The following is a 24,103-nucleotide window of genomic DNA, read 5'->3' on the forward strand; positions in this document are numbered from 1 at the left end:
TCAGTAGCTTCTCGGCATGCCGAGCACATGCTCGGCGAGATAGGACAGGATCAGGTTGGTCGAGATCGGCGCGACCTGGTAGAGCCGCGTCTCCCTGAACTTGCGCTCGATGTCGTATTCCTCGGCGAAGCCGAAGCCGCCATGGGTTTGCACACAAGCATTGGCCGCCTCGAAGGAGGCATCCGCCGCCAGCATCTTGGCCATGTTGGCTTCCGCGCCCGGATTGGCGCCGGCCTCGTAGAGCCGGATCGCCTCGCGCACCATCAGTTCCGCCGCGCGCATATTGGCGTAGGCTTTCGCGATCGGGAACTGGATGCCCTGGTTCTGGCCAATCGGCCGGCCGAAGACCTGGCGCTCCTTGGCGTAGCTCGACGCCTTGTCGATGAACCATTTCGCATCGCCGACGCATTCGGCGGCGATCAGGATGCGCTCGGCATTCATGCCGGAGAGGATGTAGCGGAAGCCCTTGCCCTCCTCGCCGACGAGGTTGGCGGCGGGGACCCTGACATTGTCGAAGAAGACCTCGGTGGTGGCGTGGTTCATCATCGTGCGGATCGGCCGGATGGTGAGGCCGGCCTGAAGCGCTTCGCGCATGTCCAAGATGAAGACCGAGAGTCCGTCGGTGCGCTTTTGCACCTGGTCGCGCGGCGTGGTGCGGGCGAGCAGCAGCATCAGGTCGGACTGCGCCGCCCGGCTGGTCCAGATCTTCTGGCCGTTGACGATGTAGTGGTCGCCCTCGCGGCGGGCGGTGGTGCGCAGCGCGGTGGTGTCGGTGCCGCTGGTCGGCTCGGTGACGCCGAAGGCCTGCAGGCGCAACTCGCCCGAGGCGACCTTCGGCAGATAGCGCTGCTTCTGGTCCTGCGTGCCGTGGCGCAGCACCGTGCCCATCACATACATCTGGGCATGGCAGGCGGCACCGTTGCAGCCCTGCCGTTGGATCTCTTCCATGATGACGGCGGCGGCCGAGAGCGGCAGGCCGGCGCCGCCGTATTCTTCGGGAATCAGCGCCGAGAGGAAACCGCTCTCGGTGAGCGCCGTCACGAACTCGCTGGGATAGGCCATCTCGCGGTCGAGCTTGCGCCAGTATTCCCCGGGAAAGCCGGCGCAGAGCCTGGCGACCGCCTCTCGGATGTCGGTGTGATCGTTCGGTGTCGTCATGCTCATCTCAGGCTGATCGTGCCGCCTTCGCCGCAAATTCGCGGCGCAGTGCTTCGTCATGCTCACCAAGGCTAGGTGGCGCCCGCATCGGCACGCGCTTGCCATCGACCAGTACCGGCGGCGCCAGCACCTCGATGGGGCCGTTCGGGGTCGGGACGGGCAAGGCGGTCGCGGCCGGATGGTCGATCAGATCGGCCATCGTCGAGACGGTGCCATAGGCGATGCGGGCGGCATCGAGCCCGGCCGCCGTCTCGGCGTAAGAGCGGCTGATCAGGATCGCCTGGATCGCGGCGTCGAGGGCAGGGCGGTTGCGCACGCGCAGGACATTGCTGGCGAAGCGCGGGTCGTCGAGGAGGCTGGGATCGGCCAGCACGTCGCGGGCGATGATCTGCCATTCGCGCTCGCTCTGGATCGAGATCAGCACCTCGGCATCGGTGAGGCGGAAGACGCCATAGGGCGCGATCGAGGGGTGGGCGAGGCCAAGCCGCGGCGGCTCGATCCCGCCATAGCGCCGGGTCAGATAGGGCACGTTCATCAGGTCGGCGATGGTGTCGAACAGCGAGAGCTGGATGCGCGAGCCTTCGCCGGTGCGCTCGCGCCGGATCAAGGCCTCAAGGATCGCGGCATAGGCGGCATTGCCGGTGGCGATGTCGGCGATCGAGATGCCGATCCGCGTTGGCCCGGAGTCAGGGCTGCCGGTGACGGCGGCAAGGCCTGTTTCCGCCTGGATCAGGAGATCATAGGCCTTCTTGGTGTAGTGCGGCGTGCCCGGCGCATAGCCGGAGATGTCGCAGGTGATCAGCTTGCGGTGGCGCTTCCGCAAGGCCTCGCTGCCGATGCCGAGCCGGTCGGTCGCGCCAGGCGCGAAGTTCTGGATGAAGACGTCGGCTTCGGCGAGCATCGCCTCGACCAGGGCGAGGTCATTCGGATCCTTGAGGTCGACCCGGCAGGATTCCTTGCCGCGGTTGATCCAGACGAAATAGGAGGAGAGGCCCCCGGCATAATCGTCATAGCCGCGCGAGAAATCGCCCTCCTCGCGCTCCAGCTTGATGACGCGCGCACCGGCATCGGCGAGCCGGCAGCTCGCCATTGGAGCGGCCACCGCCTGCTCCAGCGCCACCACCAGGATTCCATCGAGAGCATTCGTCATCTTTGGTCTGCTTCGTCCGCCAGCCGTCGCCTTCTTGCCCCACAAGCCCTCATCCTGAGGAGCGAGCAAAGCTCGCGTCTCGAAGGATGCTTCAGGAGGCTCCGGAACCAGCTGGAGCATCCTTCGAGACGCGCTCCTCAAGGAGCGCTCCTCAGGATGAGGGCTGAGGATGTGGCGAGAGGTGGCTTTCGGCCTCGGGAAGTCAAATAGCGTTTCGCGATGGCGGCCATAGCGCCCGGCTCCATAGAAAAACCCTATGGCCTTCATCGCTTTATCCTTCTTGTCCGACTGCGGGCTCTATGCGCCCCTTTTCGCCGGACGAGGCGCCGCCGAAGAGCGCCCGATGTCATGCGAGATTCAGGGAGGATGCTCATGAAGACGATGAAACTGGCGCTGGTCGCGCTGGCTAGTACGCTGCTCGCAAGTTCGGCCATGGCGCAGGACAAGCCGAAGGAGCTGGTGGTCGGCATTGCCACCTTCCTGTCGGGCCCGGCCTCCGTGTTCGGCGTACCCGGCCGTAACGCTGCCGACCTCCTGATCGCGGAGATCAACGCCAAGGGCGGTGTGCTCGGCGTGCCGGTGAAGCCGGTCTATGTCGATGAGGGTGCCGGCACCAATCAGCTCCTCTCCGAATATCGCCGCGTCGTGCAGGAGCAGGGCGCGCAGGTGATGCTGGGCGCAATCTCCTCCGGCTCCTGCAATGCGCTCGCCCCGGTCGCGGAGGACCTCAAGGTCGTCAACGTGATGTGGGATTGCGGCACACAGACCATCTTCGAGGACGGCAAGTGGAAATACTCCGTCCGCACCCAGGCTCATGCCGGCGCCGAGATGATGGCGACCTTGCTCTACCTGATGAAGGTGAAGCCCGACTTCAAATCGGTCGCGGTGGTCAACCAGGACTATGCCTGGGGCCGTGAATCCTGGGCGCTGCTGCAGGCCGGCCTCAAGGCGCTGAAGCCCGACGTCAAGGTCGTCGCCGAGCTCTTCCCGAAATTCGGCGCGCCTGATTTCTCGACCGAGATCACCCGCCTCTCGGCGCTGCGGCCGGACGTCGTGATCTCGACCTCCTGGGGCGGCGATCTCGACACCTTCGTCCAGCAGGCGGCGGCGCGCGGTCTCCTGAAGCAGTCGACCTTCGTGCTGCCGCTGGCGGAAAGCTCGCTGGAGCGGCTCGGCAATGTCCTGCCGGAGGGCGTCATCGTCGGCAGCCGCGGCGACCATTACTGGCGCCATCCCAAGCACAAGGATGCGCCGGAGATGCAAGCCTTCGTCAAGGCGTACAAGGACAAGACCGGCGTCTATCCGATCTACCCGACCTTCCACATGCAGCAGGCCCTGACTGGCCTGGTGAAGGCCTATGAGAAGGCCGGCGCCGGTGGCAAATGGCCGAGCAAGGAAGAGGTCATCGCCGCCTTCGAGGGGCTGGAGTTCAAGTCGCTCACCGGCACGATCACCATCCGTGCGGATCATCAGGGGCTGGAGGACCAGCTGCTCGGCACCACCAAGCGCGTGCCGGAATTCCCCTTCGCGGTCTACGACAAGATGGCGCTCTATCCCGGCAAGCTGGTGACCACGCCGCTCGGCGAGAAGTCGCTCGACTGGTTCGCCAAGGTGAAGCCGGACCTCGTCACCGACAAGTCGATCGAGACCTTCGACTACGCGAAGTAGGCCCCGTACATACTCGCCGTCATCCCGGACACGCCGCGAAGCGGCGCTGATCCGGGATCCATTCCTGAACCGTTCCGGAATGGATCCCGGGTCTCCCTGCGGTCGCCCGGGATGACGGCGCTCTCGTAGACGGCTACTCGATCGGCTTTCTGAAGAACGGACCGCATGCCTCCTGAAATGCTTCTCCTCGCCGCGCTCGACGGCCTGGCTTATGGCTCGCTGATCTTCCTGGTCGCGGTCGGGCTGTCGCTGATCTTTGGCGTGCTCGGCATCGTCAATGTCGCCCATGGCTCGTTCTATGCGATCGGCGCCTATGTCGCGGCAGCTGCCGTGCTCGCCCTCGGCGCCGCCGGCCTGCCGACCTGGCTCGCCTTCCCGGCGCTGCTGCTCGCCGCCGCGCTGGTCGGCATCCTCGTCGGCGGCCTCGTCGAGATCGCCCTACTGCGCCGGGTCTACGGCAAGGAGGAGGTGCTGCAGCTGATCGTCACCTTCGCCGTCTTCATGATCCTGGAGGATGCGCAGAAGGTCGTCTTCGGCGTTCAGCCCTATTTCGCCAACGCCCCGATGAACTGGCTCGGCACGGTCGAGGTCTTCGGCATCTTCTACACCACCTACCAGCTCGTCCTGATGCCGCTGGTCGCCCTCGCGGTGCTGCTCGGCCTGCGTTTCTTCCTGCGTCGCACCAGCTTCGGCCGCGCCATCGTCGCGGTGACGCAGGATCGCGAGGCCGCGACCGCGATGGGCATCGACGCGGCGCGCGTCTACCTGATCACCTTCATCATCGGCGCCTCGCTGGCAGCGCTCGGCGGCGCGCTCGCCTCGGCCACGACCTCGCTGACGCCCGGCATCGGCGCCGGGACGCTCGTCCTGTCCTTCGCGGTCGCGGCGACGGCCGGGCTCGGCCGCATCGAGGGCGCGGCGGTCGCTGCGCTGCTGATCGGCCTCGGACGCTCGGCCGCAGTCTATTTCGCGCCGGAGTTCGACGTGCTGATCCCCTATCTCATCATGATGCTCGTGCTGCTGGTCCGTCCCCAGGGCCTGTTCTCGACAGTGCAGACGAGGAAGGTGTGATGGCGCGCCAGCTCGTCTTCGGCCTCGCGCTGATCGCGGCGCTCGCGGTCTTCCCGCTGTTCTCGCCCTGGTCGACGGTGATCCTGACTGTGGCCTTGTGCGAGGGCCTCGCGGCGCTCGGCATTATGGTGCTGCTGCGCGCCGGGCAGGTCTCCTTCGGCCACGGCCTGTTCTTCTCGTTCAGCGCCTATGCGGTGGCCTTCCTGGCGGCGGCCAAGCTCGGGCATGAGGCGCTGATCCTGATCCCGGTCGGCATAGCGGCCTCGGGGCTGCTTGCGGCGATCGTCGGCCTCTTCGTCGTGCGCTACCGCGCGATCTTCTTCGGCATGCTCAACCTCGCCATCTCCATGGTGTTCTTTTCCTTGCTGGAGAAGCTCTTCCCGATCACCGGCGGCGCCGACGGCAAGCGCGTGCCGCGGCCGACCTTCGCCGGCATCGAATTCGGCCGCGAGCAGTTCGAGCTCGCGACCTTCTATGTCACGCTGGTGCTCTGCATCGTCGCCGCGCTCTTCGTCGCGCGCTATCTGCTCTCGCCCGGCGGCAAGGCGCTGGAGGCGATCAAATCGAACGAGACGCGGCTCGAATATCTCGGCGTCTCCCCAAGAAAAGTGCTCTACGGCGCCTATCTGCTCTCCGGCCTGCTGGCGGGGCTGGGCGGCGCGATCATCGCGCTGGTTTCCGGCCACGTCACGCCGGAGCTGGCCTATTGGGTGCGCTCGGGCGAGTTCGTCTTCATCGCGATCCTTGGCGGTATCGGCGGCGTCGCCGGGCCGTTCCTGGGCGCGCTGATGTTCCAGATCATCCGCGGCTATGCCGCGGTCTATGCGCCCGAGACCTGGCATGCCGTCCTCGGCGTCATGCTGCTGGTCATCATCTTCTTCGCGCCGGCGGGCCTCTACGGCATCGTCGCCGGCAAGAGCAGGCCGCAGCGCGAGGAGGGCGGGCGATGAGCGGCGTCATCCTCGAGGCGGATGACCTCCATCTGCGCTTCGGCGGCGTGCAGGCGGCGAATGGCGCCTCGCTCAAGGTCGCGGCGAACGAACGCATCGCCATCATCGGCCCGAACGGCGCCGGCAAGACCACCTTCATCAATCTCTGCACCGGGTATCTCAAGCCGCAATCCGGCCGAGTGGTCTTCAACGGTCAGGACGTGACGAAGTTGTCGCCGCAGGCGATCACCCGCCTCGGCATCGGCCGCTCCTTCCAGATCCCGCAGCTCTTCCTCGACAACACCGTGATCGAGAACCTGCTGCTGACGCTCTCGGCGCGCGAGGGCTCCTGGTCGCCCTTCCTCGCCATGCAGCGCCACCCCAAAGCCGAGGAGATGTGGGCGCTGCTCGATCTGGTCGGCCTGAAGGCGACCGGCAACCGCATCGTCCGCGAACTGCCGGAGGGCATGCGCAAGCTGATCGACATCGCCGTCGCGCTCGCGCTCGAACCGAAGCTGATCTTCATGGACGAGCCGACCAGCGGGGTGTCCTCGACCGAAAAATTCCAGGTGATGGACACGCTGACCCGCGTGCTCGACGCCCGCGCCACCACCGCGGTCTTCGTCGAGCACGACATGGATGTGGTCGCCCGCTACGCCAATCGCGTCGCGGTCTGGACCGGCGGGCGCATCGCCCATCAGGGCACGCCGGAGGAGATACTCAGCCATCCGGAAGTCCGCGAGACCGTGATCGGGGTGGGGGTCTGAGATGCTGGAGATCAGGGAGCTCTCGGCCGAGATCGAAGGCGTGCAGGTGCTGCGCCGGGCCTCGCTGTCGCTGGAGGAGGGCGCGACCGTCGCCCTGATCGGCCGCAACGGCGCCGGCAAGACCAGCCTGCTGCGCGCCATCATGGGCTTCATGACGGTGACCGGCGGCGCGATCAGCTTCGACGGCAAATCGCTCGACAGCGTGAAGGCGCATGAGCGGCCGCGTCTTGGCATCGGCTATGCGCCCGAGGATCGCCGGCTGTTCTCGACCTTCACCATCGAGGAGAACATCCGCCTGCCGGCCGAGGTGATGAAGCTCGGCGAGGCGGAGATCGTAAGAAGGCTGGAGCGCATCTATGCGGTGCTGCCCGAGCTCGCCGATCTGCGCCAGCGTCCCGCCGCCGGCCTCTCCGGCGGCCAGGGCAAGATGGCGGCGCTCGCCCGCGCGCTGATGGTCGGCAGCCGCGTCATCCTGCTCGACGAGCCCTTCCAGGGTCTCGCCCCGGTTCTGGCCAACCGCTATGCCGCCGCCCTGCGCGCCTTGCGCGACAGCCATCCCGACATCGCCTTGCTGATCACCGAATCCAACCCCAGTCTGCTGCGCAACTTCGCGGCTAAGGCTTATGCGATCGAGCGCGGCGAGGTCAGCGAAACGCAATTGGCCGAAAGCTCGCTCGCCGCAGCCGGGCTGCATTGAATTGTAAGCCCTCATCCTGAGGAGCCGCGTAGCGGCGTCTCGAAGGATGCTTCAGGAGGCTCCGGTACGAGCTGGAGCATCCTTCGAGACGCGATCTGCGATCGCTCCTCAGGATGAGGGCTGAGGAAAAGGTGCTTTGGGGCACTAAGAATTTGAGGAGACCATCATGACCCAGCATTTCATCAACGGCCGGCACGTCGCCGGCCGCACCGGCGAGACCATGGCGGTGCTCGCCCCGGCGACCGGCGAGGAGTTCACCCGCATCGCCTGCGGCACTGCCGAGGACATCGATGATGCGGTGCGTGCCGCCCGCGCCGCTTATGAAGGCGCCTGGGGCAAACTGACCGCGGCCGAGCGGGGCCGGCTGATCTCCAAGCTCGCGCTCAAGGTGCAGGACCATTTCGACGAGCTGGCGCGGATCGAGGCGCAGGACACCGGCAAGCCGATGGCACAGGCGCGCGCCGATATCGAGGCGACCGTGCGCTATTTCGAGTTCTATGGCGGCGCCGCCGACAAGGTGCATGGCCACATCATCCCGTTCCTCAACGGCTATAATGTCAGCGTCGTGCACGAGCCCTATGGCGTCACCGGCCATATCCTGCCCTGGAACTATCCGGCGCAGATGTTCGGCCGCTCGCTGACCGCCTCGCTCGCCATGGGCAATGCCGTGGTGCTGAAGCCGGCCGAGGACGCCTGCCAGACGGCGCTGCGCCTCGCCGAGCTCGCTACGGAAGTCGGTTTCCCGGACGGCGCCATCAACATCGTCACCGGCCGTGGCCATGAGGCAGGCGAGGCGCTCTGCCGCAATCCTGGCGTCGGCTTCATCTCCTTCACCGGCTCGCCGCAGGTCGGCCAGATCATCCAGAAGGCCTGCGCCGACAACTTCATCACCTGCACGCTGGAGCTCGGCGGCAAGTCGCCCCAGATCGTCTTCGACGACGCCGATTTCGATACGGCCGTGCCGATCGTCTGCAAGGCGATCGTCCAGAACACCGGGCAGACCTGCTCGGCCGGCAGCCGCGTGCTGGTCCAGAAGACCATCTATGACGATTTCGTCGGCGCCGTCGCCAGGCAGTTCTCCAAGCTGCGCGCCGGCACGCCCGAGATGGATCTCGATTGCGGACCGGTGATCAACGCCAAGCAGCGTGGCCGGGTGCAGAGTTTCGTCGATCAGGCCCGCGAGCAGGGCATCCCTGTGCTCGCTGAGGGCGCGATCGCGCAGGGCGTGCCCAATGGCGGCTTCTATGTGACGCCGACCCTGTTCGGCCAGGTGCCGCGCGGCAACCGGCTGGAGCAGGAAGAGGTCTTCGGCCCCGTGCTCGCCGCCTTCTCCTTCGACGACGAGGAGGATGCGGTGAAGCTCGCCAACTCCACCCCTTACGGCCTCGTTGCCGGTGTCTGGACCAATCATGGCGGGCGCCAGCAGCGCGTCGCCAAGCGCGTCCGCGCCGGCCAGGTCTTCATCAACGGGTATGGCGCCGGCGGTGGCATCGAATTGCCCTTCGGCGGCACCGGCAAGAGCGGCCATGGCCGCGAGAAGGGCTTCATGGCGCTGGAGGAGTTCGCCGTCGCCAAGACGATTGTGCACAAGCACGGGTGACAGGGAACGCGTAGAACGCGGCCAGGTTGTCATCCGTAAGGAGTAGCTTGGGATCGTGCGGGAGCAGGTCTTGCGCCCGGTAGCGGGCGCAAGCATTGATTTGTCATGGGCATGCGGCCGGTAGGTGATACCGTCGATATCCTGGGAGGATTGCTTGCGCCGCTGCAGGGCCGGCGCATCCTCGATATCGGCTGCGGCCGTGGCGATCTGCTGCAGGCGCTGGCCGAGCGTGGCGCCAGCGTCGCCGGGCTCGATCCCGATGAGGCCATGCTCGAAGTCGCACAGGCGCTCGTCCCGAAGGCTGCTCTGAAGCACGGCTGCGCCCAGCTTTTGCCCTGGGGCGACGCCAGCATGCACGCGGCGATCTTCCTCAACAGCCTGCACCATGTCCCGGTGCCCGACATGCTGCTGGCGCTGGAGGAGGCAGCTCGCGTCGTCGGCAAGGGCGGCAGCGTCATCGTCGTCGAATCGCTCTCGGAAGGCTCGTTCTTCGACACGCTGCGGCTGATCGAGGACGAGACCGAGGTCCGGCAGGCGGCTCAGGATGCGATCGTCAGGGCGAGGCGCCGCGGCATCGTCAGCGAGATCAGGCAGATCGAATACGACCGGATCGAGGCTTTTCCCGATGCCGCCGCTTTCATGGCGCGCGCCGTGGCGATCGACCCTTCGCGCGAGGAGCGGGCCCAGGCGGCGCAAGACAAGCTGATCGCCCGCTTCGAGGCGCTGTCTGAGCACGAGAAGGGCGGCTATGTCCTGCACCAGCCGCTGCGGCTGCATCACCTCAAGGCGCCGATCGGACCGAAGCCCTCGGTCAATCCCGCGATGTTTGGCTGAGGCTCAGGCCGCGCCGGCTGGGGCCGGCAGCCGAGGGTCCTTGACCCGCCCTGGCCATTCGCCGGTGATGCCGGGCTGGACCGGCCGCTCCAGATAGGTCGAGAGCACGACATAGCTGCGGGTCGCGGTGACGCCGGGCACGTCGTAGATCTTCGCCAGCAGGCCTTCGAGCGCATGCGTGCTCTCGGTCCGCACCTTCAGCATCATGCAGGTGTCGCCCGCGACCGAATGAATCTCCTCGACCTCGGGATGCGCCTCGATCGCCAGCAGCGTCGTCGTCTTGCCCCAGCCGGTGGTGTCGACATGGACGAAGGCGAGCAGCGTCTTGCCGGTCGCCTCGGGCTCGATCAGCGCCGCCACCCGCTTGATCGCGCCCGAGCGCCGCAGTCGCTTCACCCGCTCATGCGCCGCCGGCGGCGACAGGCCGACGCGCTCGCCGAGATCGGCGTAGCTGATCGTCGCATCCTCGACCAGGACACCTAACAGTTTTCGGTCCATCGCATCGAGTTCGCGCTCCGCTCCCCGGCTGCGCCGAACGCCATCTGTTTTTTCGAGCATTCGTCGATCTCCGATTGAACCAGAATTTCATTCGGTCATTCTGTCGAAATGACGAATAGAAATCAAACGAGCTTGGAAGCACCCCACATCCCCGCGGCAGCTTATGCGCTCTGCCTGTGCATCGGGCTCGTCGGCGCGAATTCGCTGGCGCTGGGGCCGATCGCGCCGCGCGTCGCCGAGAGCTTTGCCAGCGGTGTGCCGGCGGTAATGACGGCCTCGGCAGCCTTTGGCATCGGCACGGCGGCGAGTGCGCTGCTGCTCGCCGGGCTGATCGACCGCTTCGGCGCGGGCCGCGTGCTGCGCTATGCCCAACTGGCTTTTCTTGCCGCTCTCGCCGCGAGCGCGGTTGCGCCGGTCCTGCCGGCCTTCGTTGGCGCGCAATTGCTGGCCGGGCTCGCCGCCGGCCTCGCGCTGCCGGCGATCTATACGCTTGCCGCTCTGGCCGCGCCGCCCGGCCGCGAGAGCGACGCGCTCGGCGTCGTCCTGTTCGGCTGGACGCTCAGCATGGTCGCCGGCGTCTCGCTCTCGGCGGTGATTGCCGACTTGTTGGGGTGGCGCATGGTCTACGCCATCGTCGTCGCCGCCGGGCTCGCCGCCATGGCGGGGACCACGAAGCTGACCGCGGGTGGAACTGCGACCGGACGCGCCGCGCCGTCGCCGCTCTCTGCGCTACGGGTGCCCGGCATCGCGCCGCTGCTGCTCGCATGCGCCGCCTTCATGGCGTCGTTTTACGGCGTCTACGGCTATGTCGGCGATCATCTTCATCGCGGGCTCGGCCTGCCGGTCAGCGCCGGCGGCCTGCTGGCACTGTGCTATGGGCTCGGCTTCGGTGCGACGACCTTTCTCGACCGCTGGATCGATCGCCTCGGCCCAGCCCGTCTGCTGCCGCTGTTCTTCGCGCTTGTCGGCGGCGTCTATCTGGCGATGGCCATAGCTGCGATCTCCTATGTAGCCCTGCTCGTCGTCGTCTTCTGCTGGGGCATGGCCAATCACGCCGCGCTGAACGTGCTGATCCTGCGGCTGGGAGCACTCGATCCCGGCCGCCGCGGCGCGATTATGGGTCTCAACAGCGGCGTCACCTATCTCGCGCTCTTTGCCGGGACGACGGGCTTCGGGCCGCTCTATGCCAGCGCCGGTTTCGCAGCGCTCGCCGGGCTTGCGGTCGCGCTGATGCTGGTGGCGGCGCTCGCCGCTGCGCTCGCGCCGCGCGCGGCAACGGCAAGCGCCTGATTCCTACATCTGGATGACGTGCCGGATCGTGCGGCCTTCATTCAGTGCGTCGAAGCCCTCGTTGATCCCCTCGAGCGGGCTCGAGCTGGTCCAGAGTCTGTCGACCGGCATGCGGCCGCGCTGGTAGAGGTCGATGAACCGGGGAATGTCGCGCACCGGGATGCAGGAGCCGACATAGGAGCCCTTGAGCGTGCGCTCCTCGCCGACGAGGCGGACCGGCGCCAGCGCCATAGTGTGAGCGGGATTGGCAAGGCCGGCCGTCGTCGTCGTGCCGCCGCGCCTGGTGATCTGGTAGGCGAGCTCCAGCGCCTTGACCGAGCCCGCCATCTCCAGCCCGTGGTCGACGCCGCCCTTTGTGGCGGCCCGAATCGCCTCGACCACATCGGGCGCGCCGGCATTGAAGGTGTCGGTCGCGCCGAGCTCGCGGGCGATCCGGAGCTTTTCGTCCGAGAGGTCGACCGCGATGACGCGCGAGGCTCCGCAGGCGACGGCGCCGAGCAGGGCCGCGAGGCCGACGCCGCCTAACCCGACGACTGCCGCCGTCTCGCCGGCGCGGACCTTCGCGGTGTTCACCGCAGCGCCGACGCCGGTCAGCACGGCGCAGCCGAAGAGCGCGGCGATCTCGTGGGGGATGTCGGCCTCGATCTTCACCAGCGAATGGCGCGACATCACCGCGTGCTCGGCGAAGGCGGAGACGCCGACATGATGGTTGACCGGCTTGCCGTTCTGCGAGAGCCGGCGCCCGCCCGCCATCAATTCGCCGACGCCATTGGCGGCATTGCCGGGCTCGCACAGGGCGGGGCGCCCCTCGCTGCAAGGTGCGCAATGGCCGCAGGAGGGCACGAAGACCATGACGACGCGGTCGCCCTTCCTGAGGTCGGTGACGCCGGGCCCGACCTCCTCGACCTCGCCGGCAGCCTCATGGCCGAGCACCATCGGCACCGGGCGCGGCCGGTTGCCGTCGATCACCGAGAGGTCGGAATGGCACAAGCCCGCGGCGCGGACCTTGACCAGCACCTCGCCCATCGCGGGCGGGGCGAGCTCGACCTCCTCGATCCGGAGCGGCTTCGACTGCGCATAGGGCGCGGTGACGGGGCTGGCGTGCAGCACGGCGGCGCGGGTCTTCAAGGCGGGTCCTCGTGGCTTCGATGTTCCGTCTCTCAGCCCTCATCCTGAGGAGCAGCCTTCAGGCTGCATCTCGAAGGATGCTCCAGATGGTTCCGGAGCCTCCTGGAGCACCCTTCGAGACGCCGCTGACGCGGCTCCTCAGGATGAGGGCTGAGGATGGTTGCGAGAGTGGGCGGCGGCGCTGCCGCCTGTCAAAGACGAAATCCCGATCAGCCGTATAAGGCCGGCGGATCGGTCTCGTCGCCGAGCGTCGCGGTCCAGCTCTCGTCGATGACGAGGCCGCGCAGGATCTCCCAGGAGAGCTGGCCGATGGCGCGGGCGGCGGCGGTCATCGGCCGCTCGGTCGAATAGGCGAGGTAGACCTTGCGATAGAGCGAGGGCTGCTCGATCGGCCAGGTCTGGAAGATGCCGGCCTTCTCCTGCGCCCTGACCGCCATGCGCGGCAGGATGCCATAGCCGAGGCCGCGCTCGGCCAGGCGCTTGATCTGCGCATAGGATTCGATCTCAACCGCGGCGTGGACGGTAGCGTTGATGCCGGCAGCGGCCTCGTCGATCTGGTCGCGCAGGCCATGGCCCGGCCCGGGCAGGATCAGGTCGAGCCCGGCGGCCTCGCCCAGCGTTACCGCCTGGCCGGGCGCCGTCTTCAGCGCCGTCAGAGCCGGCACGCCGAACAGGCAGAGCTCTTCCGTCAGCACATGGTGGATGCCGAGCCCTTTCGGGTCGGAGGTCGAATAGATCACCGCGAGATCGACCTCGCCCTTGCGCAGCCAGTCGAGCACGAAGCCGCTCATCGCCTCGGCGATGCGGATGCGGACGTCCGGAAAGCGCTCCTGCGTCGCCTCGATCAGCGGCACGCTGAACTGCTCGCTGACGGTGCCGGGCAGGCCGATGCGGACCTCGCCGGCAGGCATCGCCTGTTCGCCGCGCACGCTGTCGCGCAGTTCGGCGAACTCGGCGAGAATGGTGCGGGCCTTGGCCAGCAGGCGCTCGCCGGCTTCCGTCGGCTGCACGCCGCGCGTGCCTCGGTGCAGCAGGGCGACGCCGAGCTCGTCCTCCATATGGCGCAGATGCTGGCTCAGGGCCGGCTGCGCCACCCGGAGCTTGAGTGCCGCCTTGGAGAACGAGCCCTGTTCGACGATGGCCGTGAAATAGCGCAACTGGCGCAGATCCATCGCCGCCCGATCCCCCAATGACCCTGTTTAGCCGCCGCCATGCGGGGCGGCAGCAGCTTTCGCTTATGCAGACTAGAGCGAAGCCTTATTGGCCGTCCACTCCGCAGGCGTGCATCTTTCCCCTCCGGCAAGGCCTGACCGAACGCCAGGCCTCCCGCGCGAAGAAGACGGCGCCCGACGCCGCGCCCTTTTGTCCCGGAGGAACGCCATGTCGAAGCTGCTCACCCCTTCCCTTGATCGCCGCGCTTTCCTCACCGGCGCGGCGGCGCTCGCCGCCGGCGCGGCCTTGCCTGGCGGCGCCGCCGCCAAGGCCCCGCTGGCGAACAGCCAGGTGCCATATTACTACCGCTTCGCGCTCGGACAGGCCGAGGTCACGGTCGTCTCAGACGGCCCGCTGCCGCTCGGCGATCCCGGCTCCAGCTTCCTCGGCCTGCCGAAGGAGCAGGTCTACGGCCTGCTCGAGGCCAATTTCCTCGCCAAGGACAATGTCGTGCTCGAGCAGAACATCCCGATCGTCAATTTCGGCGACCGGCTGGTGATGTTCGACACCGGCATGGGCTTCTCCAAGGCTTTCGGCCCGACAACCGGCCGGCTGCTGAAAAGCATGCAGGAGGCCGGCATCGACCCGGCCTCGATCGACGCCATCGTCTGCAGCCACGCCCATATCGACCATACCGGCGGCATCTGTTCGGCCGAGGGCAAGCCGAACTTTCCCAATGCGCAGATCTATATCAGCCAGGTCGATCATGATTACTGGCTTGACGACGCCCGGCTCGGCACGCCGTTCAAGGCCTTCGGCGAACATGCCCGCGCCAATCTCCGCCCGGTGCGCGACCGCGTCGTCTTCTTCAAGGATGGGCAGGAGTTCCTGCCGGGCATCACCGCGATCTCGGCGCCGGGCCACAGCCCCGGCCACACCATCTTCAACGTCTCCTCGGGCGGAAATTCCTTCGTCTTCCTAGGCGATCTCACCCACCACCCGATCCTGCTGACCGAGAATCCGCGCGTCGAATTCGCCTATGACTGGGACCCGAAGATGTCGGTGCAGTCGCGGGTGAAGCTGCTGACCATGCTGGCCGAGCAGAAGACGCCAGTGATGTCCTATCATTTCGCCTGGCCGGGCTTCGGCAATCTCGCCAAGGCCGGCGATGGTTTCCGCTATTATCCCGCTGCGATGCAGATGCTGCGCGGCTGAGCCGGTCCTCCCCAAGGCTCAGTCAGTGCGGCGGCCATGGGTGCCTGGGCGCGGCCCCAGGCACCCATGGCCACAATCATCGTCAGACAATGGCCGGCGCTGCGGGGCGTCAATCCTCATGCAGCGGGCGCGGCACCGTCACCGGCCGCGCCTCGCGCGCCTGTGCCGCCAGCCTGACCGGCGCATTGACCGCGCCGAAGCCGGCATAGCCGCCGCGCCGCTCGACGATCTCGAAGAAGAAGCGCTGGGCGAAGACGTGGGTGTAGACCTGCAGGAACTCGGCCTCGCCGTCGCGGTCATAGAGGATGTAGTGCTCGCGCAAACGGTCGAGGAATTCCGGCTCCAGCCCGTAGCGGGCTTCGAGGTCGTCGTAATAGTTCTCGGGGATATCGAGGAAATCGAGCCCGGCGGCGCGCATCGCCGCCACCGCTGCGAAGATGTCAGGCGAGGTGAAGGCGATGTGCTGCACGCCCGAGCCGAAATGCTCGGAGACGAAGCGCGAGGACAGGGTCCGCGTCGCCTGCGAGCCGTTGAGAATGAGGCGCACCGAGCCATCGGCATTGACCAGCGGCCGGCTCTGCACCAGCCCGGCCGGGTCGGCGATGGCGAGCTGCGGAATGCGGTCGAGCGCGAAGAGCGAGGTGTAGAACAGCAGCCAGGACAGCATCTCGTCATAGTCCATCGACTGCGAGATGTGGTCTACTTCGGTGAGCAGGGCAGGAGCGTTTTTGTCTTCACCGGTGGCGATGAAATCGTCATGCCAGCTCTGGGCGCCGTCCGGGCGCGGTTCGGTGAAGTAGATCAGGCTGCCGCCGACGCCGCGGATCGCCGGGATCTCCATCTCGCCCGGTCCGACCGATTGCTCGAAGGTCGTGTCCTTCAGCGCCCGGGCGCGGACCATCGTCGCCGCGACATCGGCGACGCGCAGCGCCAGCGCGCAGACGCCGGGGCCATGCATGATCGCATGCGACTGGGCAAAGCCGTCCTTCTCGGTGTTGACGATCAGGTTGATGCCGCCCTGGCTCCAGCGCGTCACCGACTTGCTGCGATGCTCGCCGCTCTTGTGGAAGCCGAGCGCGCTGAACAGGCTTGCCAGCGCCTGCGCCGGCTCTTCGTCGAGCGCGAACTCGATGAACTCGACACCGAGCAATGGCGCCCGGTCCGGCATCTCCGCCTTGGCCGGATCGTTCAGTCGCGCCGTCTGGTCGGCGAGCTGGATCAGCGAGCGCAAACCGTCGACCGCGACGCGCTTGGCCGAGCCGGCGCGGAACTGGTCGTTGAAGATCTCGAGCGAGAGCGGGCCGGAATAGCCGGTCGCCTCGACCGCCTTGAGGAAGTCGGCGACGGGCAGGTCGCCCTGGCCGGGGAAGTTGCGGAAATGCCGGCTCCAGCTCAGCACGTCCATGTCGAGCTGCGGCGCGTCGGCAAGCTGGACCAGCTCGATCCGGTCGCCGGGGATCGAGGCGATCGGCTCCACCGGCGAGCGCCGCGCCAGCGTGTGGAAGGAATCGAGGATCAGCCCAATGCGCGTATGGTCCGCCCGTCGCACGATCTCCCAGGCGTCGCGATAGTCGTTGACGTGGCGGCCCCAGGCCAGCGCTTCGAAGCCGACACGCACATCGTATTTCGCCGCGAGGTCGCCGAGCTCGGCGAGGTCGTGGGCGGCGCGGTCGATACCCCCGAGCGATTGCGGCGAGACGTTCGAGCAGATCAGCATCAGCTCGGCACCGAGCTCGTTCATCAGCTCGAACTTGCGCCGCGCCCGCTCGAAGGTGCGCCCGCGCAGCGGCTCCGGCATGCCCTCGAAATCGCGGAAAGGCTGGAAGGCGACGATGGCAAGGCCGAGATCGGCGATCATCTTGCCGACATCGCGCGGATTGCCGTCGAAGGTCAGGAAGTCGTTCTCGAAGACCTCGACGCCGTCGAAGCCGGCGGCGGCGATGGCGCGGAGCTTGTCGGCGAGGTCGCCGGAGAGCGAGACGGTGGCGATCGAGGTCGGGTTCATTGATGTCCTCGGCTGACCTGAAACAAAGCCCTCATCCTGAGGAGCGATCCTGCAGGGAGCGCGTCTCGAAGGATGCTCCAGATGTCTCCCGAGCCTACTGGACCATCCTTCGAGACGCCGCTTCGCGGCTCCTCAGGATGAGGGCTGAGGGGGCAAAAGCCGGTCATCACGCCGCTTCCGTCATTGCGCCGCCGAGGAAGAGCTGGGCGACACGGGGATCGGCGAGAATGGAGGCGGCCGGGCCCTGCATGCGGGTCTGGCCGAGCTCCAGCACCAGGCCCTCATCGGAGATTTCCAGCGCCGAGCGGGCGTTCTGCTCGATCATCAGGATGGTGACGCCCTTGGCGCGCAGCTCCTTCAGGATGTCGAAGGTTTCCTGCACCAGCATCGGCGAAAGACCGATCGAGGGCTCGTCGATCAGCACCAGCTTGGGATCGAGCAGCAGGCCGCGCACGATCTCGAGCTGCTTCTGCTGGCCGCCGGAGAGGGTCGAGGCCTGAACGTTAGCCTTGGCCCTGAGCGACGGGAAGCGGTCGAGCGCCGCTTCGATCCGCTTGGGCATGTCGGTGATGTGGCTGCCGGCCGCGACCGCGCCGAGCTCGATATTGTGGCGCACTGAGAGCTCGGGGAAGATGTTGCGGCCCTGTGGTACATAGCAGATGCCGGCTTCGAGCAGCTTGCGCTGGTTCCAGTTGGTGATCTCCCGGCCTTCCAGCCGGATATGGCCCTCGCGCACCTTGAGCAGGCCGAAGATCGCCTTGAACACGGTCGACTTGCCGGCGCCGTTCGGGCCGATCACGGTGGTGATCGCGGCGCGCGGCACCTTGAACGTGGTGCCGTTGAGGATGGTCATGGCGCCGTAGCCGCCGACCACGCCGTCGAGTTCGAGGATGGGTGTGGTCATGGGATCGCTCCTCAATGGCCGAGATAGGCTTCGATCACGGCCGGATTGGCGCGGACCTCGGCCGGGGTGCCCTCGGCCAGGACCTTGCCTTCGGCCAGCACGATGACGCGCGAGCACAGCGACATCACGAAATCCATGTTGTGCTCGATCACCACGAAGGTTGCGCCCTGCTCGGCATTGATGGCGCGCAGGCGCTCCTTGAGATCGCCCAGCATGGTGAGATTCACGCCGCCGGCCGGCTCGTCGAGCAGGACGAGGCGCGGCCCGGCCATGAAGGCCATGGCGGCGTCGAGCAGCTTCTGCTGGCCATAGGAGAGCCCGCCGGCCTTGGCGTCGGCAAGGTGGCCGAGCTTGAAGAAGCCGATCATCTGCTCGGCCTTGGCCGAGAGCCCGGCATCGCGCGGCCCGAAGAAGCGCGAGAGCATGGTGCCCTCATGCTCCTGCCCGGCCAGGATCAGGTTCTCGCGCACCGAAAGCTCTGGGAAGACCTGCAGCAGCTGGAAGGTGCGGCTGACGCCGAGCCGGTTGAGCTCGGAGGGACGCATGTTCGTGACGTCGCGGCCGTCGAGCTTGACCGCGCCATCGGTCGGCTCGAGCTGGCCGAGGATGCAGTTGAACAGAGTCGACTTGCCGCAACCATTCGGGCCGATGATGCCGAGGATCTCGCCTTCGTTGACCTTGAAGGAGACGCCGTTCACCGCCTTGATGCCGCCGAAGGCCTTGTGCAGGTTCAAGACTTCGAGGACCTGGTTCATCGGGCGCCCCCCTTCTTGCCGGTGAGCTTCGCCCAGCCGCGTTCGAGCAGGCCGCTCATGCCCTGCGGGCAGGCGATCAGCAGCAGCATGACGATCGCCGCGAAGATGATCAGGTAGAGCGAGCCGGCAAAGCGCAGCCATTCCGGCAGCACGACACCGAGCAGAGCCCCGATGAACGGGCCGAGCAGGTAGCCGGCGCCGCCCGCGACCACCATCAGCAGCAGGAAGAAGCTCTGCGACAGCGAGAAGGGCGAGGGGTCGATGAACTCGACCAGCGGCGCATAGAGCGCTCCGGAAAAGCCCGCATAGGCCGAGCCGATGGCGAAGGCGAGCAGCGTGTACATGCGGGTGTCGATGCCGAGGCTCGCGGCGCGGATCGGGTTCTCGCGCAGCGCCGTGAAGGCGCGGCCCCAGGGCGAGCGGATCATCCACCAGAGCACGACGGCGAGCAGGAAGGTGACCACGACGACGAAGCGGTGGAAGGCCAGAGCGCCGTCGAGCTTGAGCCCGAAGAAGCTCGGCCGCGGGATGTTGGAGAGGCCGAAGACGCCGCCGGTCAGCCATTGCTCGTTGCGCAGGACGAGCCAGATCAGCGTCGAGAAGGCGAGAGTCACGAAGGCGAGATAGTGCGCCTTGACCCTGAGCGCCGGGAAGCCGAGCACGAGGCCGACCGCGAAGGTGAGCAGGCCCGAGATCGCGAAGGAGGCGTACCAGTTGAGCCCGACCTTGCTGGTCAGCAGCGCCGTCGCATAGGCGCCGATGCCCATGAAGGCGGCCTGCGCCAGCGACTTCAGGCCGGCATAGCCGAGGGTCAGGTTGAGCCCCATCACGGCGACGCTCATCACCAGCCAGAGCGAGAGCACATAGGTGCCGTAGCGGCCCATGCCTGATGGTGCGAACCAGAGGATCACCGCGGCGGCGGTGAGCGTCAGCAGCGTGCCGTCGACGAAGCCGGGCAGGGGCAGGCGGCGTGCCGCCGGGGTGGCGCTGTGGGTGGCGGGCGCGGTCATACCCGGCGCTCCTCTTTGCGGCCCATCAGGCCTTCCGGCTTGACGAGGATGACGATGACCAGGAGCACGAGCGGCACGGCGAGCCGGTAGGAGGTCGAGATGTAGGCCGCGGCCATGCTGTCGACGATGCCGACGATCAGCCCGCCGACCAGGGCGCCGCGGACCTGGTTGAAGCCGCCGACGATCGCCGCGATGAAGGCGAACAGGCCGATCACCTCGCCATTGGAGAACTTCGCCAGGTAGATCGGCGAGATCAGCACCGAGGCGACGACGGCGAGCGCCGCATTGATCACGAAGGTCAGCAGCACCATGCGCTCGACCGGTATGCCGAGGATGCGCGCCACCGTCGGGTTCTGCGCGGTCGCCTGCATCTGGCGCCCGAGCTTCGTCCCGCCGACGAACCATTGCAGCAGGCCGATGACGGCGAAGGCGACCGCGATGATCGCGACATGCTGCAGCGAGATCGCCGCGCCGAACACCGAGATCGTCTCGGTCGGCACGAAGGAGGGGAATTTCTGCGCCTCGGCCGAGAAGCCGTCCTTAGCACCTTCCTTCATGATGATCGACAGCGCCATGGTGGCGATGGCGAGCGGCAGGACGCCGTGCCGGATCATCGGATCGACCACTGCGAGCTTGAAGCCGACGCCGAAGATCAGGATGAAGGCGGCGATGCCGATCAGCGCTCCCAGCCAGATCGGCGCGCCGAAGAGCTTGATCGCGAGCAGCACCAGCACCGCCGGCAGCATGACGAACTCGCCTTGGGCGAAGTTGATCGTCTGCGAGGTCTGCCAGACCAGGGTGAAGCCGATTGCGGCGAGGGCATAGATCGCGCCCGTGGCGATGCCGGCGATGAGATAGGCGAGGAATTCGGCCATGGCGGTGTCTCGCTCGTTTGGCGCGTCGAAAGCAGGTTCTTCCCTTCTCCCCTTGCGGGAGGAGGTGGCCTGAAGGGCCGGATGAGGGGTCGCTCAGGTCTATCCGGCGAACGCCATATCCGACGCGATGAAAGTTGCGAGCGTTGCGCGACCCCTCATCCGTCTCGGCTTCGCCGAGCCACCTTCTCCCGCAAGGGGAGAAGGGAAGGGTCGCGGCTCGCCGGCCTTACGGGTTGATCTTCGGCAGCGTCGCCGTGATCACCTGCTTGCCGTCCTTGACCTCGGCGAGGAAGCTCTCGCGGTCCAGGTCGCCGTTCTTCTCGATCGTGGTCTCGATCAGGATGCCCGGTTCGTCCGAGGTCTTGATGGTGGCGCCGCGCAGCGTGTCGGCGACGCCCTTCTTGTCGAACTTCTTCTGTTTCTCGGTCGCCCACTTCACCATATAGACGGCCATGTAGCCCTTCAGGCCGTTATGGTCGGAGGCGTAGTTGTACTTCGCCTGGAACTTCTTGCCGAACTCCTGGAAGGCCGGGATCGGCGCGTCGATCGAAAGGCCGACATGGCCCTTGACGCCGTTGGCGGCATCGCCCGCGAGCTCGATCACCTTGGCGCCGAGCAGGGTGGTCTCGCCGACCATCGGCTTGGCGATGCCTTGCTGCTTGGCGGCGCGCAGGAAGCGGGCGCTCTCCTCCTCGTTCAGATAGACGAAGATCGCGTCGGCATTGGAGTTCTTGACCTTGATCGCGTCGGCGGCGAAGTCGGCCTGGCCCTGCTCGGTCGAGACGTCGACCGCGAGCTTGATGCCGGCTTTCTCCAGCTCCGGGATGATCGCGTCGCGGCCGCCCTTGCCGAAGTCGTTGTTGACCCAGACGACGGCGACCGAGCCGGCCTTGACCGTGTCCTTCAGATATTTGGCGATCTTCGGCATCGCCGCGCTCTGGCTGAGCGAGGTCCGGAACAGGTACTGGTTGCCCTGCTTGGTCAGGCCGGCCGCCTCGCCGCCGACGAGCTGCGCAATCTCGGCGCGCTGGGCGATCTGCATGGAGGCGCCGATCGGGCCGGAGAAGACCGGGCCGAGCACGGCATAGGTGCCCTCGTCGATGGCGCGCTGCACCGCGGCGCGGGTGTTGCCCGGATTGGTCTGGGTGTCGTAGTGGACGATCTCGATCTGCTTGCCGAGGATGCCGCCCTTGGCGTTGATGTCGGCGACGGCGAGGTCGATGCCGTTCTTCCAGTTGGTGCCGGCGGTCGCGCCCGCACCCGAGAGCTCGACGACGTCGACCAGCTTGACCTTGTCCTGCGCCAGGGCGGGCAGGCTGACGGCCATGCCGAGCGCGGCAGCGATGATCCAGTGCTTCTTCATGTTCGTCTCCTCCACTTGTCCTTTAAGTTTCTTTATCCCCGCCCGGTGCTGTCCGGGTCGTCTTGCTCACGTGGCGCGGCCGGTTCCCTCGCGCGCCGCGATCACGGCGTCGAAACTCGCGCCGATCACCGTCTCTGACGCCTCCAGCCCGGTGAACAGCCGGAAGGCGTCGACCGCTTGATGGATGGCGAGCTCGCGCCCGGTCATCACCGTCGCGCCGGCTGCCTGCGCCGTCTTCAGGAACGGTGTCCAGAGTGGGTTGTAGACCGCGTCCGCCACCCATTGCGAGGCGTGGATCGCCCGCGCTTCGATCGGCATGTCGCGGTTGGGCAGCATGCCGATCGGCGTGCCATTGACGATGCCGGCGGCGCCTTCGGCTGCAGCTTCCGCGCTGTCGAAGATCGCGATCTGCGCCCGCCCGCCGATGGCGGCGGCAAGCGCTTCAACCTTGCCGCGATCGGTGTCGTAGAGTCCGAGCCGGCTGACGCCGCTGCCGGCGAGCGCAAAGGCGATCGCCTTGCCGACGCCACCGGCGCCGATGATCGCGACCGGCTTGTCGCGATCCTGCCGGCCGAGCCGGCGATAGGCGGTGGCGAAGCCGGAGGCGTCTGTGTTGTGGCCGACCAGTCTGCCGTCGTCGACGACGACGGTGTTGACCGCGCCCATCGCCGCAGCCTGCTCCGACAGACCGTCGAGCAAAGGCACGACCGCTTCCTTATAGGGGAAGGTGACGTTGATGCCGGAGAAACCCAGCCGGCGTACGCCGTCGAGCATGGCGGCGAGATCGTCGCGCCCGGCGCCGGCGACCTCGATCAGATGGTAGTGGGCTTCGATGCCGGCTGCCCGCGCCGCCGCTTCCTGTGCCGCAGGCGTCGCCGAATGGGCGATCGGCGAGCCGATCAGCCCGAGCAGAACCCGCTTGCTCTTCCTGGCGGTGACGATGGCCGACATTCCGGTCCCTTCGGGCGCCCGTCTTGGCAGGCTTCCTCAATCGCTCCGACATAAACCGATTTGAACTGCTAACGCGATAACCAATTTATCGCGAATACCTAACCTGATGTTATCTTTCAGGGCGAACGTACCAGCCTTGGTCCGACCACAGCGTTCATTTCCTCGCGCAGCAGCTTCACGAAGGTCTCGGCATAGAGCGAGAGCGCCTTGTCGTTCTTCATCGCGACATAGGTCTGGAAATGGGTCGGTTCCTCGATCGGGATCGTGGCGATGCCCTGCATCGAGCCGTGGGCGACGGTGAACTGGTCGATGATGGCGATGCCGAGCCCGGCCCGGACCAGCGAGCAGACCGTGGTGCCGAAGCGGGCCTTGATCGCCATCTCGTAGCGCAGGTTCTGGCGCTGGAAGATCTCGCTCATGATCCGGCCATAGGGGTCGTTCGGATCGATGCCGATCAGCGGATGCTGGACGATCTCGCGGGCCGAGATGCTGCTGTAGCCAGCGAGCGGATGGCCTTGCGGGACGATGCAGAGCAGCTCGCCCATGGCCAATGGCATGAAATCCAACCCGGGATGATCGAGCTTGTAGCTCATCGCCACGATCTCGCCCTTGCCGAGCAGGAGATAGTCGAGCGCCTCCTCGATCTTCAGGATGTTGATGTCGATGCGCAGGTCGGGATGCTTGCGCCGGAGGCGCTCGATCGCGCGCGGCACCATGACATGGCAGATGCTCGGCACCGAGCCGAGCTTGAACTCGACATCGCCGCCGCGCTCGATCCGGGCCAGCATCGAGTGGAGGTCGTCGACCTTGCGGTAGACGCCGTTGATCTGCTCGAAGATGTCCTTGGCCTCCGGCGTCGGCACGTAGCGGCCGTGCCGGCGCTCGAACAGCTTGAGCTTGAGCGTGCGCTCGGTGTGCTTCATCAGCCGGCTGATGCCTGGCGCCGAGACGTTGAGCAGCTTCGCCGCACCGGCGATCGTGCCGGTGATCATGATCGCCCGGATCACCTCGATCTGGCGCAGCGTGAGCATGGATGGCGGTTCCTCGCCGGCTTCCTGGCGGTAGCGGAGGCGAGCGGCGCGG

General features: G+C 66.9%; 22 protein-coding genes. 9 read left to right on the forward strand and 13 right to left on the reverse strand.

The features are described 5' to 3' along the window. A complete protein-coding gene (locus BMZ69_RS18590) occupies positions 1 to 1,158 on the reverse strand; it encodes an acyl-CoA dehydrogenase family protein (RefSeq protein WP_092159433.1) in 1,158 nt (385 codons plus the stop codon). A 7-nt stretch (positions 1,159 to 1,165) separates the two neighbouring features. Next, positions 1,166 to 2,308 (reverse strand): CaiB/BaiF CoA transferase family protein, encoded by a 1,143-nt coding sequence (locus BMZ69_RS18595; protein WP_092159306.1) that lies wholly within the window; start codon positions 2,306 to 2,308, stop codon positions 1,166 to 1,168. Between the two features lie 372 nt (positions 2,309 to 2,680). Between BMZ69_RS18595 and BMZ69_RS18600 the strand changes: the two genes are divergently transcribed. The 7 genes from BMZ69_RS18600 (at position 2,681) to BMZ69_RS18630 (ending at position 9,874) form a co-directional block, all read left to right on the forward strand. Beyond that, the gene (locus BMZ69_RS18600) at positions 2,681 to 3,976 is read left to right on the forward strand and encodes an ABC transporter substrate-binding protein (RefSeq protein WP_092159308.1); all 1,296 of its coding nucleotides are present in this window, start codon (positions 2,681 to 2,683) and stop codon (positions 3,974 to 3,976) included. Between the two features lie 165 nt (positions 3,977 to 4,141). Next, positions 4,142 to 5,047, forward strand: a complete 906-nt coding sequence (locus tag BMZ69_RS18605) for a branched-chain amino acid ABC transporter permease (RefSeq protein WP_092159310.1) — start codon at positions 4,142 to 4,144, stop codon at positions 5,045 to 5,047. Beyond that, entirely contained in the window at positions 5,047 to 5,997 is a 951-nt protein-coding gene (locus BMZ69_RS18610) for a branched-chain amino acid ABC transporter permease (protein ID WP_092159312.1), read from the forward strand. The genes BMZ69_RS18605 and BMZ69_RS18610 overlap by 1 nt, the downstream gene beginning before the upstream one ends. Continuing rightward, a complete protein-coding gene (locus tag BMZ69_RS18615) occupies positions 5,994 to 6,743 on the forward strand; it encodes an ABC transporter ATP-binding protein (RefSeq protein WP_092159314.1) in 750 nt (249 codons plus the stop codon). The genes BMZ69_RS18610 and BMZ69_RS18615 overlap by 4 nt, the downstream gene beginning before the upstream one ends. 1 nt (position 6,744) lies before the next feature. Next, positions 6,745 to 7,440 carry an ABC transporter ATP-binding protein gene (locus tag BMZ69_RS18620; protein ID WP_092159316.1) on the forward strand — a complete coding sequence of 232 codons (696 nt, stop codon included), beginning with the start codon at positions 6,745 to 6,747 and terminating at the stop codon, positions 7,438 to 7,440. Positions 7,441 to 7,606: 166 nt separating this feature from the next. Then, a complete protein-coding gene (locus BMZ69_RS18625; protein WP_092159318.1) occupies positions 7,607 to 9,040 on the forward strand; it encodes an aldehyde dehydrogenase family protein in 1,434 nt (477 codons plus the stop codon). Between the two features lie 111 nt (positions 9,041 to 9,151). Continuing rightward, the gene (locus tag BMZ69_RS18630; RefSeq protein WP_175506863.1) at positions 9,152 to 9,874 is read left to right on the forward strand and encodes a class I SAM-dependent methyltransferase; all 723 of its coding nucleotides are present in this window, start codon (positions 9,152 to 9,154) and stop codon (positions 9,872 to 9,874) included. A gap of 3 nt (positions 9,875 to 9,877) precedes the next feature. On the opposite strand, the gene BMZ69_RS18635 is transcribed toward BMZ69_RS18630, so the two are convergent. Then, positions 9,878 to 10,432, reverse strand: a complete 555-nt coding sequence (locus BMZ69_RS18635) for an Lrp/AsnC family transcriptional regulator (RefSeq protein ID WP_092159322.1) — start codon at positions 10,430 to 10,432, stop codon at positions 9,878 to 9,880. 48 nt (positions 10,433 to 10,480) lie between these two features. Here BMZ69_RS18635 and BMZ69_RS18640 point away from each other — a divergent pair, with 48 nt between their 5' ends. Then, complete coding sequence (locus tag BMZ69_RS18640) at positions 10,481 to 11,662, forward strand: MFS transporter (protein WP_092159333.1); 1,182 nt, start codon at positions 10,481 to 10,483, stop codon at positions 11,660 to 11,662. Between the two features lie 3 nt (positions 11,663 to 11,665). On the opposite strand, the gene BMZ69_RS18645 is transcribed toward BMZ69_RS18640, so the two are convergent. Both BMZ69_RS18645 and BMZ69_RS18650 read right to left on the reverse strand, forming a co-directional pair. Further along, entirely contained in the window at positions 11,666 to 12,790 is a 1,125-nt protein-coding gene (locus BMZ69_RS18645; protein WP_092159335.1) for a zinc-dependent alcohol dehydrogenase family protein, read from the reverse strand. Positions 12,791 to 12,999: 209 nt separating this feature from the next. Beyond that, positions 13,000 to 13,962 carry a LysR family transcriptional regulator gene (locus BMZ69_RS18650; protein WP_092159337.1) on the reverse strand — a complete coding sequence of 321 codons (963 nt, stop codon included), beginning with the start codon at positions 13,960 to 13,962 and terminating at the stop codon, positions 13,000 to 13,002. Between the two features lie 208 nt (positions 13,963 to 14,170). Between BMZ69_RS18650 and BMZ69_RS18655 the strand changes: the two genes are divergently transcribed. After that, a complete protein-coding gene (locus BMZ69_RS18655) occupies positions 14,171 to 15,157 on the forward strand; it encodes an MBL fold metallo-hydrolase (RefSeq protein ID WP_092159339.1) in 987 nt (328 codons plus the stop codon). Between the two features lie 109 nt (positions 15,158 to 15,266). Here BMZ69_RS18655 and BMZ69_RS18660 read toward each other — a convergent pair whose 3' ends face one another. The 8 genes from BMZ69_RS18660 to BMZ69_RS18695 form a co-directional block, all read right to left on the reverse strand. Further along, a complete protein-coding gene (locus BMZ69_RS18660) occupies positions 15,267 to 17,162 on the reverse strand; it encodes a bifunctional sugar phosphate isomerase/epimerase/4-hydroxyphenylpyruvate dioxygenase family protein (protein ID WP_092159341.1) in 1,896 nt (631 codons plus the stop codon). 166 nt (positions 17,163 to 17,328) lie between these two features. Continuing rightward, positions 17,329 to 18,066 carry an ABC transporter ATP-binding protein gene (locus tag BMZ69_RS18665; protein WP_092159343.1) on the reverse strand — a complete coding sequence of 246 codons (738 nt, stop codon included), beginning with the start codon at positions 18,064 to 18,066 and terminating at the stop codon, positions 17,329 to 17,331. Between the two features lie 11 nt (positions 18,067 to 18,077). Continuing rightward, positions 18,078 to 18,821, reverse strand: coding sequence for an ABC transporter ATP-binding protein (locus BMZ69_RS18670; RefSeq protein WP_092159345.1), 744 nt, complete (start codon positions 18,819 to 18,821; stop codon positions 18,078 to 18,080). Then, the gene (locus tag BMZ69_RS18675) at positions 18,818 to 19,831 is read right to left on the reverse strand and encodes a branched-chain amino acid ABC transporter permease (RefSeq protein WP_244543434.1); all 1,014 of its coding nucleotides are present in this window, start codon (positions 19,829 to 19,831) and stop codon (positions 18,818 to 18,820) included. Before BMZ69_RS18675 ends, BMZ69_RS18670 begins: the two co-directional genes overlap by 4 nt. Continuing rightward, entirely contained in the window at positions 19,828 to 20,706 is an 879-nt protein-coding gene (locus BMZ69_RS18680; RefSeq protein ID WP_092159347.1) for a branched-chain amino acid ABC transporter permease, read from the reverse strand. Before BMZ69_RS18680 ends, BMZ69_RS18675 begins: the two co-directional genes overlap by 4 nt. Before the next feature lie 226 nt (positions 20,707 to 20,932). Next, positions 20,933 to 22,069, reverse strand: a complete 1,137-nt coding sequence (locus BMZ69_RS18685; RefSeq protein ID WP_092159349.1) for an ABC transporter substrate-binding protein — start codon at positions 22,067 to 22,069, stop codon at positions 20,933 to 20,935. A gap of 66 nt (positions 22,070 to 22,135) precedes the next feature. Continuing rightward, complete coding sequence (locus BMZ69_RS18690) at positions 22,136 to 23,020, reverse strand: shikimate dehydrogenase (protein ID WP_092159351.1); 885 nt, start codon at positions 23,018 to 23,020, stop codon at positions 22,136 to 22,138. 116 nt (positions 23,021 to 23,136) lie between these two features. Continuing rightward, positions 23,137 to 24,051: a LysR family transcriptional regulator gene (locus tag BMZ69_RS18695; protein ID WP_092159353.1), complete on the reverse strand. Its 915-nt coding sequence runs from the start codon at positions 24,049 to 24,051 to the stop codon at positions 23,137 to 23,139. Between the last annotated feature and the right edge of the window lie 52 nt (positions 24,052 to 24,103).

Origin of the sequence: Allobosea sp. CRIB-10, from assembly GCF_900112185.1 — a bacterium.
In the GTDB taxonomy this organism is placed as follows: Bacteria; Pseudomonadota; Alphaproteobacteria; order Rhizobiales; family Beijerinckiaceae; genus Allobosea.